Annotated in this window: 23 protein-coding genes; all 23 read right to left on the reverse strand. The window is 72.2% G+C overall.

All coding sequences use genetic code 11. The features are described from left to right. Positions 1 to 284 precede the first annotated feature (284 nt). The 23 genes from E1211_RS15265 to E1211_RS15375 all read right to left on the reverse strand — a co-directional run bounded on the left by E1211_RS15265 (position 285) and on the right by E1211_RS15375 (position 10,677). Positions 285 to 485: a hypothetical protein gene (locus E1211_RS15265; protein WP_132349543.1), complete on the reverse strand. Its 201-nt coding sequence runs from the start codon at positions 483 to 485 to the stop codon at positions 285 to 287. Next, entirely contained in the window at positions 482 to 1,357 is an 876-nt protein-coding gene (locus tag E1211_RS15270; protein WP_132349545.1) for a hypothetical protein, read from the reverse strand. The genes E1211_RS15265 and E1211_RS15270 overlap by 4 nt, the downstream gene beginning before the upstream one ends. Next, entirely contained in the window at positions 1,357 to 1,632 is a 276-nt protein-coding gene (locus E1211_RS15275) for a hypothetical protein (protein WP_132349547.1), read from the reverse strand. The genes E1211_RS15270 and E1211_RS15275 overlap by 1 nt, the downstream gene beginning before the upstream one ends. Beyond that, the gene (locus E1211_RS15280; RefSeq protein WP_132349548.1) at positions 1,629 to 1,931 is read right to left on the reverse strand and encodes a hypothetical protein; all 303 of its coding nucleotides are present in this window, start codon (positions 1,929 to 1,931) and stop codon (positions 1,629 to 1,631) included. The genes E1211_RS15275 and E1211_RS15280 overlap by 4 nt, the downstream gene beginning before the upstream one ends. Then, entirely contained in the window at positions 1,928 to 2,110 is a 183-nt protein-coding gene (locus E1211_RS15285; protein ID WP_132349550.1) for a hypothetical protein, read from the reverse strand. The genes E1211_RS15280 and E1211_RS15285 overlap by 4 nt, the downstream gene beginning before the upstream one ends. 119 nt (positions 2,111 to 2,229) lie before the next feature. Beyond that, complete coding sequence (locus tag E1211_RS15290; RefSeq protein WP_132349552.1) at positions 2,230 to 2,565, reverse strand: hypothetical protein; 336 nt, start codon at positions 2,563 to 2,565, stop codon at positions 2,230 to 2,232. Then, positions 2,562 to 3,113 carry a hypothetical protein gene (locus E1211_RS15295; protein ID WP_132349554.1) on the reverse strand — a complete coding sequence of 184 codons (552 nt, stop codon included), beginning with the start codon at positions 3,111 to 3,113 and terminating at the stop codon, positions 2,562 to 2,564. Before E1211_RS15295 ends, E1211_RS15290 begins: the two co-directional genes overlap by 4 nt. Further along, positions 3,110 to 3,301 (reverse strand): hypothetical protein, encoded by a 192-nt coding sequence (locus E1211_RS15300; RefSeq protein ID WP_132349556.1) that lies wholly within the window; start codon positions 3,299 to 3,301, stop codon positions 3,110 to 3,112. Before E1211_RS15300 ends, E1211_RS15295 begins: the two co-directional genes overlap by 4 nt. Then, the gene (locus E1211_RS15305) at positions 3,298 to 3,609 is read right to left on the reverse strand and encodes a hypothetical protein (RefSeq protein WP_132349558.1); all 312 of its coding nucleotides are present in this window, start codon (positions 3,607 to 3,609) and stop codon (positions 3,298 to 3,300) included. The genes E1211_RS15300 and E1211_RS15305 overlap by 4 nt, the downstream gene beginning before the upstream one ends. Beyond that, positions 3,606 to 3,950 carry a hypothetical protein gene (locus E1211_RS15310; protein ID WP_132349560.1) on the reverse strand — a complete coding sequence of 115 codons (345 nt, stop codon included), beginning with the start codon at positions 3,948 to 3,950 and terminating at the stop codon, positions 3,606 to 3,608. Before E1211_RS15310 ends, E1211_RS15305 begins: the two co-directional genes overlap by 4 nt. Next, positions 3,947 to 4,141 carry a BldC family transcriptional regulator gene (locus tag E1211_RS15315; RefSeq protein ID WP_132349562.1) on the reverse strand — a complete coding sequence of 65 codons (195 nt, stop codon included), beginning with the start codon at positions 4,139 to 4,141 and terminating at the stop codon, positions 3,947 to 3,949. The genes E1211_RS15310 and E1211_RS15315 overlap by 4 nt, the downstream gene beginning before the upstream one ends. Further along, positions 4,138 to 4,551, reverse strand: a complete 414-nt coding sequence (locus tag E1211_RS15320) for a hypothetical protein (protein ID WP_132349564.1) — start codon at positions 4,549 to 4,551, stop codon at positions 4,138 to 4,140. Before E1211_RS15320 ends, E1211_RS15315 begins: the two co-directional genes overlap by 4 nt. Then, positions 4,548 to 4,748 carry a hypothetical protein gene (locus E1211_RS15325; RefSeq protein ID WP_132349566.1) on the reverse strand — a complete coding sequence of 67 codons (201 nt, stop codon included), beginning with the start codon at positions 4,746 to 4,748 and terminating at the stop codon, positions 4,548 to 4,550. Before E1211_RS15325 ends, E1211_RS15320 begins: the two co-directional genes overlap by 4 nt. Beyond that, on the reverse strand, positions 4,741 to 5,784 hold the full coding sequence (locus E1211_RS15330; RefSeq protein WP_132349568.1) for a hypothetical protein: 1,044 nt from the start codon (positions 5,782 to 5,784) through the stop codon (positions 4,741 to 4,743). Before E1211_RS15330 ends, E1211_RS15325 begins: the two co-directional genes overlap by 8 nt. Further along, on the reverse strand, positions 5,781 to 6,395 hold the full coding sequence (locus tag E1211_RS15335) for a hypothetical protein (RefSeq protein WP_132349569.1): 615 nt from the start codon (positions 6,393 to 6,395) through the stop codon (positions 5,781 to 5,783). The genes E1211_RS15330 and E1211_RS15335 overlap by 4 nt, the downstream gene beginning before the upstream one ends. Positions 6,396 to 6,564: 169 nt before the next feature. Beyond that, entirely contained in the window at positions 6,565 to 7,473 is a 909-nt protein-coding gene (locus E1211_RS15340; RefSeq protein ID WP_207915378.1) for a hypothetical protein, read from the reverse strand. Continuing rightward, on the reverse strand, positions 7,470 to 7,652 hold the full coding sequence (locus tag E1211_RS15345) for a hypothetical protein (RefSeq protein WP_132349571.1): 183 nt from the start codon (positions 7,650 to 7,652) through the stop codon (positions 7,470 to 7,472). The genes E1211_RS15340 and E1211_RS15345 overlap by 4 nt, the downstream gene beginning before the upstream one ends. Continuing rightward, the gene (locus E1211_RS15350; protein ID WP_132349573.1) at positions 7,649 to 8,518 is read right to left on the reverse strand and encodes a PD-(D/E)XK nuclease-like domain-containing protein; all 870 of its coding nucleotides are present in this window, start codon (positions 8,516 to 8,518) and stop codon (positions 7,649 to 7,651) included. Before E1211_RS15350 ends, E1211_RS15345 begins: the two co-directional genes overlap by 4 nt. Continuing rightward, positions 8,515 to 8,940: a hypothetical protein gene (locus tag E1211_RS15355; protein WP_132349575.1), complete on the reverse strand. Its 426-nt coding sequence runs from the start codon at positions 8,938 to 8,940 to the stop codon at positions 8,515 to 8,517. Before E1211_RS15355 ends, E1211_RS15350 begins: the two co-directional genes overlap by 4 nt. A gap of 90 nt (positions 8,941 to 9,030) precedes the next feature. Then, positions 9,031 to 9,381 (reverse strand): hypothetical protein, encoded by a 351-nt coding sequence (locus E1211_RS15360; protein WP_132349577.1) that lies wholly within the window; start codon positions 9,379 to 9,381, stop codon positions 9,031 to 9,033. Continuing rightward, positions 9,378 to 9,668 carry a hypothetical protein gene (locus E1211_RS15365; RefSeq protein ID WP_132349579.1) on the reverse strand — a complete coding sequence of 97 codons (291 nt, stop codon included), beginning with the start codon at positions 9,666 to 9,668 and terminating at the stop codon, positions 9,378 to 9,380. The genes E1211_RS15360 and E1211_RS15365 overlap by 4 nt, the downstream gene beginning before the upstream one ends. Beyond that, positions 9,665 to 10,033, reverse strand: coding sequence for a hypothetical protein (locus E1211_RS15370; protein WP_132349581.1), 369 nt, complete (start codon positions 10,031 to 10,033; stop codon positions 9,665 to 9,667). The genes E1211_RS15365 and E1211_RS15370 overlap by 4 nt, the downstream gene beginning before the upstream one ends. Positions 10,034 to 10,038: 5 nt before the next feature. After that, on the reverse strand, positions 10,039 to 10,677 hold the full coding sequence (locus E1211_RS15375) for a hypothetical protein (RefSeq protein WP_132349583.1): 639 nt from the start codon (positions 10,675 to 10,677) through the stop codon (positions 10,039 to 10,041). Positions 10,678 to 10,862: the final 185 nt, after the last annotated feature.

The raw sequence follows: 10,862 nt of genomic DNA on the forward strand, positions 1-10,862 counted from the left end.
CACCGCCTTGTTCGGAGGATCTTCGTGGTCTGCCGGATTTCCGATGAACAGGTTGCAGTTGGTGCAGGAGGCGACCATGTGGCGCGGGTCGTCGCCGGTTCTGGCTTTGCCGTGGGTGTGGTGGACGCAGTCTTGGGTGTCGGTGCAGGTGTGGGTGGTGGTGCGGTTGGCTTGGTCGCACCATCCGTCGCGGTGTGCTCGGCATCCTTGGCCTGCGTCGCGGAGTAGGACGGCTGCTCGGATGGTGCGCCATGCTCTGGTGCTGCCGCGTCCCCAGCTCTTGCTCATCGGGGCGGCAGCCAGGTGTGGACGTCGATGGGCTGTGCGGGGTGGGAGCAGCCGCGTAGGTGGCGGAGTTCCAGGCCGACGAGCTGCTCCCGCTTGAAGGTGGCGACCAGGGTGGGCCGGCGGCAGGTGCACTGCGTCGGGTCGTTGAGCATGGGCTCGACGATGCGGCGGCGGGTGCGGGTGCGGGTGGTGGTCACGGCTTCTCCTGTCGGCGGATGGCGGCGGCGGCGAGTTCGGCGCCGCGTCGGGATCGGGTGGTCATGTCGGGGTCGTGGAGGCAGAGCCGTCCGTCGCGTTGGCCGTGCTGGTCGCAGAGCGGGCAGGCGTCGATGGCGGCGCGTACGGCGGCGGCTTGCTGGCGGGCGCGCTCCGACTGGATGCGGGCGAGGATCGCGGCCTGGTCTCGGTCCCACCGTTCGCGTGCCTTGCGGGCGTCGGCGCACTTGCCGCAGGGGGGCGGGTTGGGGTGGTCGCGGTGGTCTTCGCATTGGTTGGAGGGGGGGCTCTGAGTCGGTTGGGTCGAGGTGCTTTCGGGTTCGTCGTCAGCTCGCGCGCGCGTCCCTTCCCTTCCCTTCCCTTCCTTTTCCCTTCCCTTCCCACCCGGAACGTTCCGGGAGTCCTCCGGGAGTGTTCCGGGAGCATTCCGGGAAGGGCTGTTGACCTGCGAAGACGTGCCGTTTTCGACGTTGCGAGGCTCGTTCGGCTGCTCGTCGCCCGATTCATCGACGGACGTGCCCGCAGCGGGGCCCGGAATGCGGCTCGGGGTCGGCTTCGAGATCTTCTGGTGCTCGTGCCAGTTGACGACTTCGAGGTACCGGACGCCGGCGACCTCGTACCGGATGATCCGGCCGTTCGCGGCGAGCACAGCAAGGTCGTCTTCGATGTCCGCAAGGCTGACGTCGTCGAGAGGCCACACGTCGCCCTTGATCAACCGGGCGTTGTCCTTCAGGCGGCCCTGGTCGTCCGCGTGGGTCCACAGTCCAACCCACGTGAGTCGGGCGCGGAACGGCAGCACCGACACGTCTTCGGACTTGAAGAAGCTCGGCTTGATCGTGCGGATCCGGGGCATCAGGTCTTCCTCTTCTTGCGGGCTGGTGCGGGGCCTGGGGCGGCCGTTTCGGACTTGCAGGTGACGCAGCGGGTCGGGTACCAGCGGCGGGCGCCGCCGTATGGGGGGCCGTTGGGGAACAGGTAGCCGGCGCAGCTGCGGCAGGTGCCGACGGGTTGGCGGCGGGCTATGGCGTCCATCCAGGGGGCGGCGTTGATGCTGTGGGTGCCGGGGAGGCGGTAGCGGGGCCAGATGCCGCCGCGGCCGTCGTGGATGAGCGGGGCCTGGTGGGTCACGGGTGCGCCCCTCGGCCAGCGGCCGTGCAGCGCGGGCAGATGCCGGCCGACAGAGGCGGATGGGTGGGGTCCGGCACGCTGGACGGCTTGCCGCCGACGTCGCGCCACTCGTGGCCGCCGAACGGACGGGTGCACAGCGGGCAGGGCAGCCAGAAGAACCCTGCGCGGTGTGCCCACCAGCGGTGCACGGCGCGGAGTCGGTAGGGGACAAGGACGCGGGGCCACTCCAGCCATGCTGGGTAGGAGCGGGCGAGCTTCTTCCCGGGTCGGATGGTGAGGCGGACCTCGTAGCGGGTCATCGGCTGATCCCGGGCAGCTCGACGGTGACGGTCGACGGGCCGTCCTGGCAGCACGGCTCGCCGTCGGGGGCGGGACAGCCGTGGAGGCAGACGCCGCAGGACCGGTCGGCGCAGTGTTGGCCGGTGTCGTCGGCGGCGCACTGCTCGGGGTCGCAGATGCAGCAGCTGGGCTGGGTCATCGGTTGCGCCTCCGGATCAGGTCGGCGAGCAGCGCGGCGCGTAGGGGGCGGGTGCGTAGGCGGCGGATGACCATGGGCACCAGGTGCCGGAATCACCGCCGCCCGCACGCTCGGATCGGTCATGACGTCAGGTCCAGCCGTTCGGCGATCGCCGCGACGGTCGGGCACGCGCCCCGGCAGAGCGACTCTTCGCAGCCGACGCACCACGGGCACTGGCAGTGGCAGTGGTGCGTGTGGGTGTTGACCCCGTCGTCGGTGCACTCGAACCGGCCCTGCCCGAAGCACGTGCCGCAGTCCGTCCAGGGCCGGCAGCCCTGCTCGGGTAGTTCGGCGTGGTGGATGTCGAGGACGCGGAAGACGACCCCGCGGAGCAGCTGGTTGGTGTCGGGCCGGTTGAGGTGCTCGCGGATGGCGTGGACGGCCTGGTCGTGGGTGGCGATCAGCAGCCCGGTCATCGGCCACCACCGAACATGCCGGCGAGCGCGAACAGCTCCAGCTGCTCTGGGCGCTCCGGCTCGGGATCGGCGAACCACTTCGGGTGGCACGGGTGGCAGACGCATCGGCCGTCAGGGCACGGTGTACCGTCCGGCCAGAGCTTTCCCCAGTACTCGCACCACTGTCGGCCGTCGTCCGTCAGTCCTCGCAGCAGAGTTGCGCCCATGCCGCCGAGCACGAAGCCACGCCAGCCCCACTTGAGCGGACCGGGCACCTCGCCCGGGTAGCCGTGGCAGACGACCCAGTCGCCGGCCTGGAATGGGCTGTGGGCCGGGACCGGGCTCAGCGCGGTGGTCCACAGCTGGTCGTCGGGCAGGAATGCGGCGGTGACGACGTGCTGGGCGGGCCCGCTGAAGCGCGGGATCTCGACGCGGGTCGTCGTCAGCCGCGGTGGGGTCCTCTTCGCGCGCCTGCTCGCCTTCGTCTGCACGGCGGGTCCTTCCTCGAGGGAGCGGGCGCCCCGCCCAACGTGTGCCGGGCGGGGCGCGGTGATCTGCGCGGTGGTCATGACTGCCGGGGTGGGCGGAGCAGGTTCCGGACGTCGAGCAGCGCGTCGACGAGCTGCTGCCGGTCGCGGTGGCCGGTGGCGAGTCGGGCGTCGACGAGCGCCACGGCCTGGTCGACGCGGGCGGCGAGTTCGTCCGGCTGGGCGACGGTCGGTTCCGTCGGCGGCGGGGTGGAGGGTCGGAGCCTCACGGGACGTTCACCCCCGCTCGCCGCTGCTCGATCAGGCCGCGCCACAGCCGGTTCAGGGCCTCCGTCTCGGCGTCGTACTGCAAGCCGTTGCGGACCTGGAAGCCGCGGTTGACGGCCTCGGCCCACGTCATGGGGGCGCGCCAGAAGTCACCCACGACCTGGCCGAGGACGCAGTTGAGGCTGTCGTCGATGTCGAGTCGGCTGAGGTCGACCAGCGCGGGCCAGCCGGGGTGCTGCTGGTCGAGCCAGTCAGCACCGAGGTTGACGCGGTGGCGCAGCTCGCCGATGGTCATGGCCGGGGCGGTCACCGGTCACCACCCATCAGCTCACGCAGCCGCGCCAGGTCGCTGGCCCGGAACGTGCGCAGCTCTTCGGTCGCGTCGACGTCAGCGTCGTTGCACTCCTCCGTGCATTCGTTGCGGCCGCACGGGCACTCGATCGGCGCGGGCACGAGCGGCCGGTGCCCGGCCAGGCACTCGACGTGCCACTGCCCGACCCAGGCGTCGGCGGGCGCCGGCGGTGGCGACGGGTCGGTCAGGTCGCGGCGGAGCAGCCCCACGGACAGCTCCCAGCTGAGGTAGAGCTCTTCGTCGCAGTCGCGCATCGGACACGACAGCGGGGTGTATGGGCCGGCTTCGGGGGCGGTCACTGGGTGCCGTCCTCGCCGAGCAGCGCCAGCACCTCCGACTCCCGGAACCGGTGGTGCCCGCCCGGGGTGCGGATGCTGCCGATCAGGCCGGCCTGCGCCCACCGGGTGACGGTCTTCGCGTCGACCCGGAACAGCCGGGCCACCTCGCCGGGCGTGAGCAGCCGGTCCCGGGGCTTGCCGGGGGCCGTCACTGCTCGCCCCCGGAGAACTCGGCCGCCGGCGCCGGCGACGCCTCCCGGGCCTCCCGGTGTTCGGCGAGCAGCTCGGCGCCGGACGGCTCCGGCACCTCCCGCTCCCCGTCGACGACGTCGAACAGCGTCGGGTCGCCCTCCAGCGTCTTCCCGGTCCGGTCCTGGTATCGCTCGGCGAGCATGTCCCGCACCCGGTCGGCCTGGACGCCGTCGACGGGCTCGATGTGCGACAGCCGGATCGTCGGGATCTCCACGCCCTCGTCGATCTCGTCGCTGACTCGCTTCACCTCGAACGCCACGACCGCGTACCGGACGCCGCGCGGCTGGTCGACCAGTTCCCGCTCGATGCGGTCCAGGCCGTTGAACTCCTTGCGCTCCCGCGTGAGCTGGGCGCTGATCTTCACGGTCATGGGGTGCTGTTCTCCCTCTGGTAGGTGGCGGCCAGGGCGTCGGCCCTGACCTTGTGGATCACGACGTCTGCGTAGAGCCGCAGCGCCGTCTTGGTGGCCTTCGCCCGGTCGGCCCGGGCCTGGTCCCGCTCGCGTGCCATCCGGGCCACCTCGGGCGCACCGAGGCGGGCGAGCAGCCGCGCCCACAGGTCACGCACCGGGCACCTCCCGGCGGACGATCAGCACCGTGACCGGGGTCAGCGGGTGCTCGTGGTCGATCGGCACCGTGGTGCGGTAGCCGCACGTCTCGCACTCGTCGGCGTCGTACTTCCGGATCACCCGGGTGGCGGATTCGGTGCCTTTCCGGATCGCTTCGTTGAGCGACTGGCGGGCTCGCGTCCAGCCGGCGTTGGCGTGCGCGAGGTCGCGGCTCAGGCGGCCGATGGTGGCGGTGGCGGCGTCGAGTTCACCGCCGAGCCGTTCGGCGCGGCGCTGCGCTTCCTCGGCCTCGCCGACCGCTTGGTCACGCTCGGCCGCGAGCCGCTGCACGTGCTCCAGATCCTTGCGGCGCCGCTCCAGGTCGGCCCCGGCCTGCCGCTCCAGCTCGGCGGTCAGCTCGTCGACGCGGTCGGCGAGCCACTGCACGGCTGGCGCGACGGCCGGCACCATCTCGATGTCGGCCGGGATCCGCGACGGGTAGCCGTTCGGTAAGAGGATGCCCCGCACGGCGAGCAGGTCGCTCTCCGCGTCGCGGAGCCGCACGCGCCGGTCCTCGATGACCTCGGCGGCGTCGCGGTCCCGGTCGATGTGGAGCGCGCCGTAGATCCGGCCGAGGTCAGTCTCCAGCTCGTCGACGCGCTCGTACGCCTGCTCCAGCTGCACGGTCAGTCGCTCGACATCGGCGCGTAGCCGGCCGGTCTCGGCGTCCTCGGCCACGCAGCCGTCGCACAGCCCGTCGCTCGACAGGGTCAGCACCAGGTCGGAACAGCGGTGGCATGGCCGCCGGTCGTCGTCCGACTCGGCGAGCTGCTCGTCGATCGCGGCGACCTGCTCCACGTAGGCGGCCTGCGCCACCGGATCCGCAACCACCGGATCGTCGGCCGGAACCATGGTGACCACCAGGGCCGGCGGCTGCTCGTACTTGCCGCACCCGCAGCCGACCGTCTTGCAGCCCTTCCTGCCGTTCCGGTGGTCCCACTGGTTGCAGCCGCACCAGTTGCACGGGCCCGCATCCGCCATCTCGACCGCGCTCATGCCGGGACCACCGGCCCCGACTCGGTGGCCAGCGTCGGCCACTTCGGCACGTCCAGCGCCCGCGTCTGGTACGAGTTCGTCACCCGCACCAGCGGCTGCCCGTACGCCGCCATCCCCATCGACAGCAGCGCAACCGCGTCACACTGGTCGCTGTCGCGCGGGTCGATCCGGATCAGCCCGCCGTACGTCGACAACACCGCCGCGATGACCTTGTCCTTGGTCACCTTGTTCTCGCCCTTGAGCGCCCCCGACCCGGTCGCCCACACCTTTAGCGTCCCGGGCTGCACATCGACGTACGGGATCCGCCACGTCCACAGCCGGTGGAGGACGACACCGCGGAGCATGTGCAGCGGGCCGTCGCTGGCCCCGGGCCGCGAGAACGAGCCTTCGACGACGGCCAGGTGCGGCCGGCTGTTCGGTTGGAACTGGCCGTGGGACCAGCCGCAGACGGCGGCGACGTCAGCGAGGACGCGGGCGATCTTGTCGTGCAGGTCCATCAGGCCGGTGTTGACGGACCGGCACATGGGCTGGCGTTTGCCCTGCCAGTGGGTGTGGGCGATGCCTGCCTTGGACGTCGACAGGTCCAGGGCCACCATGCGCAGCTCCGTCACGACAGCACCGCCCTGACGACAAGCAGCCCGAGGGAAACGGCCACCAGCACCAAGGCGACGATGTTCCACCGGATCGCCCGCTCGGCTTCCAGTCGCGCCATGACGGCGTGGTAGCGCGCGCTCTCCAGGGGAGTGCGGTCGTGCGTGGCGCAGTCGGGGCAGCAGGTGATCACCGGTCCGCCCCCGACCCCGGCTGCGCCACCTCGACGTCATCCCACGCCGCCTGCGCGGCCGCCGGCGGGACCGGCGCCGACTCCACGGCGGCCGGCGCCGCCGAGGCCTGCGCGGTGATCTCGTCGGCCGTCACTCGTGCCGGGAACTCGTCGTCGGCCGACAGCTCCCCGCGCTTGATCGACGAGAACACCACGCCCAGGTCCGCGACGTCAGCGGCCGTCCACTGACCCCGCTTGCGGCCAACCCGGTCCTCGATCTGCGGCACCTTCACGCCGTACTCGGCGAACGCCGCCACCATGTCGGCGATCCGGTCCACCAGCGGCTTACCGTTGCCCCGCTCGATCGTCTGCCGGCAGATGTCCTGCGCCTCAGCCACGAAGTCGGCCGGCAGCACCGTGAAGATCGCCTCGCGGACGGCCCGGGCGCCGATGTTCTGGTTGTTCAGGTACACGTCCGTGAGGTCGGTCAGCGGCTTGCGCTGCCCGCCGGCCATCCGGGCGTGCGGCACCTGGAAGGTCCGGCCGCTGCGGACGTTGGTCTGCTGGTCCCACGCGTACGCGCGGATCTCGGACATGCCCCGCTCGTCGTCGCGGTGCAGCTCGTGCACCCCGTAGTCGAGGTTCCCCCAGATCCGCGCCAGCTCCCGGGCGAGGTGCACCGACGGGCCGCTGCCGCGGTTCTTCACGGCGTAGAACGCGCGGGACGCGAGGCCGGTCCGCCCGCACGCGGCCTTCATCTCCGCCCACGCCCGGTTCATGTCGCGGGGCATCTGCTGGGCGACCTGGACGGCGGCGGCGACCTCGGCGACCGCCCGGGCCTGCTCGACGGCGGTCGTCTGGGTGGTCGCGGCCGGCATGACGGCGGCCGCGCTGACGCGCTCGACGGCGCGCTGGTAGGTGCTCACGAACTGCTCCTGTCGGGGCGATAGACGGTCACGTGCTCGACGAGGACGCGGACGGTGTGGCCGGTCTGGTGGACGTGCAGCCGGGCCCGCTCCCTCGTTGCGTCCGGTCGGAGGCGGTCACACTGCTCGCACTCCACCGACGGCGGGTTGGTCAGGCGGCTGATGTCGAGACGGCTCACACCAGCTCCTGGTAGCGGTTCTCGACGTAGCCGGGCAGCGAGATCAAGGCGACGTCGTCCGTGTAGCCCGGCCACCGGCCCGACGTCGTGCACTCCCGGTACAGGTGCCGGGCTTCCCGGGCCAGGTGCTCCCCGATGCGCTTCGCGACCGGGTGCAGCTCGACCACGGTCACCAGGTACGGGGGCTTCTTCTCCTGGAAGACGAACATCAGTTCGGCGTCGTCGCCGACCAGGCCGGTCGCCCGGGCGCCGGGCAGGTAGTGGCCGCGCTGGACGTGGTAGCCCCACTCGTTGATCGCCTTGTCGAGCTTGTCGGGGGCAGCCGAGTCGCAGGTCTTGTAGTCGACGAGCAGCGGCCGGCCGCGGCCCGGATCCGGCACCCAGTCGAGCCGGACCCGGCAGCGGATCCGCGTTTCGGTGTCCTGCCAGAACAGCGACACCTCCGCCTGGCCCCGGTCGGGGTCGAGCAGCTGCCGGGCGAGCGGGTGTTCCCGGATCGCGGCGGCCATGGCGTCGACCTTCTCCATGTCGGCCCGCTTGAGCGGCACCCCGCCGGCCTCCCGGATCGCGGCCACCTGCGCCTTGACCTCTTTGGTGTCCCACCGGTCCCGGTCGACCAGAACGAGCTCCGGTCCGGTGCCGAGCACGCGCAGGTGCGCGGCCTTGCCGAGGTCGAACTCCGGCTTGTGCTCCTGGCCGTTGTCGAGCCAGTGCTTGAAGAGCGCCGGGCACGATGGCGGCAGCAGCTTCCGGGCTCCGGTCGACGACAGGGATCCGCCGGGGACGGGGTCGGCGTGGTAGACGTCGTCGGGCACCCCGGGGTAGATCCCGGGGCGCTCGACGACGAACGGCTGAACCTCGGTCACGCGACGGCCATCACGGCGGGACGGATACCGGCGGCGGCCTGCTCTTCGGTGGCGATCTCGCGGAGCATTCCGCCGGCGATCGCGCCCGGGTTGGTGGTGCCGTACCGCTCCCGCATCAGCTCCGCGACGACCTGCTCCGCGTAGATGGACAGCCGGGCGGTGGTGCCGGGCGGGGCCGGCGGCAGCACGTCGAGTGCGGCCGCGGCACCGGGCCGGAGCCGGTACCGGCGGCGGGGCGGCGTGAAGTAGGCGGCCAGGTCGTCGGACGGGCTGAGCAGCCGGCTGCCCGGTTCGGGCCGGTAGTCGGACACGTCGTGCTCGTCGGCCCGGCCGTCGCGGTCACGGCCGAGGATGAAGAGCAGAGCCACGCCCGCGCCGATGGAGGCGAGCGGGCCGGCAGCGTCGAGCAGGTCACGCAGCATCGGAAGACTCCCTGGTCCAGAGGTTGGCGAGAAGAAGCTGGGCGGCCAGGAAGAGCAGCCCGAGCAGGGCGGTCACGTACTCGGCGGGCGTCACAGCACCCACCCGACCCACCCGAAGATCAGGGCGACGGCGGCGAGCAGCGCCACCACCGCGCAGACGTAGCCGGCCACGACGCGGCGCCGGTCCGGGCGGACGTGGTCCGGGTCCGGCAGCGCGTCACGCTGGTGCTGGCGGGCGAGCCGGACCAGGGCGACGGCGAACGCGCTGGACACGCGGCCCGGGTCGATCTCGTCGGCGGTCAGCGTCACCTGGACGACGAGCTGTTCCGGCGTCATGCCCCGGTCGAGCCGGTCGCGGACGTGGTCGACCATCCGGTCGAGCAGGTCGTTCCCGAGCGCGAGTTGCTGGTCGAGGTGGGCGATGTACTTGGGGTCGGTCATCGGGTGCACCTCCCCGGGGTGGGCGCGGCAGCCACCCCCGCGGCTGCCGCGCCCGGCTTGGCCCCGACCGGACCGGAGACGATGTGGGGATGCCCGGATGGGCGCGGCCCGGTCGGGGAGTCGGTGTGGCCGGTGAGGGCCGGATCGGTGCGCGGGCCGCCCGGCACGAGCGGCCGGGCGAGACGCGCGAGCAGGTCGTCGGTGCACGCGAGGCACGGGCAGAACGGCGGGTGCTCGTCGACGGCGACGGCCGTCGCGGCGGCGGCCGGGAACACCGGGGGCGTCACCGGTCCACCGCCGGACCCACGTCGATCTGGTCGCCGAACGGCATCGGGAGGATGCCGCGTGCGAACAGCAGCCGCGCGACCTCACCCACCGACACCACGTCGTTGGCGCGCAGCCAGACCGAGCCGCGCAAGCACCGGACGCCAGCGATCTGCTTGTACCGCTGCACCTCCAGCTGCCCGTCGTACAGGCTGACCCGCAGGTTGGGCAGGTCCCACACGTGCTCGACGGGCCCGTAGCCCTGGCCGGTGACGTCGGGGCCGCTCGCGTACGTGGCGTGCTCGGCGCCGACCTTGCGGGCGTAGCGGATCAGGTCGCGGATCTGGCCGACCTGGACCGGGTTGGCGAGCAGCGAAGTGGTGGCCACGGCGATCACTCCCCGGCCTGCGCGGCGGTGGCCGGCCCAGTGACGCAGCCCGTGCCCGCCTCGCGCGCCGCGATGTGCGCGGCTCCGGCGTCGGCGTCGGCGGCAGTGAACGGGCAGTACGGGCACGTCCATGCCTTGGCCGGCAATCCCCGGAAGATGACCGAGACGCCCTCACCGCGTTCCGGCTGACGCAGCTTCAACTGCACCTGCCGCTGCTCGCTGCCGGACCAGGTCAGCTCCACACCGAGCAGCTCCGAAACCCGCGACACCTCGCCTTCCGGCAGCACCGCGTTGACGTCGATGCCGTACCACGACCGGAACCGCAGCTCGTGCTGCTCGATCAGGTCGGCCAGCTCCCGCAGCCCGGCGACCAGCTGCACGCGGTGCGCACCCTCGACGGCGGCGGCAACCTCACCCTCGGTCGCCAGCCGGACCAGCACGTCGGCGTACAAACGGTCACCGAACGGCTCGCCCGCACCGACCGGGTTGACCATCACCGCGACCGTCGGGTGACCGTCACCGTCCCGGTACGGCAGGACGTAAGCGACCTCGGCCACAATGCTGCGGCTGATGATGTGCTGCCCGCGCTCCAGCTGGCCAGCGGGGACCCGGGTGACCTCGGGTCGGGTACTCTCCTGGGACATCGACCGTGTCCTTTCGTGGTTGGTCGGTGATCGCGCGGGCCGCCTGGACAGAGGCGGTCCGCGTCTTGCTTCGGTGGCCCGTGCCGGCGACGTCGACGAAGCCGGCACGGGCTCCAGCCAGACGGCCGGAGACTCAGGGCCGCAGCTCGTCCATGGCCTGCCAGAGGCGGGCCCGGTCGTGCTGC

The sequence above is a fragment of the Micromonospora sp. 15K316 genome, from assembly GCF_004348525.1.
In the GTDB taxonomy this organism is placed as follows: Bacteria; Actinomycetota; Actinomycetes; order Mycobacteriales; family Micromonosporaceae; genus Micromonospora.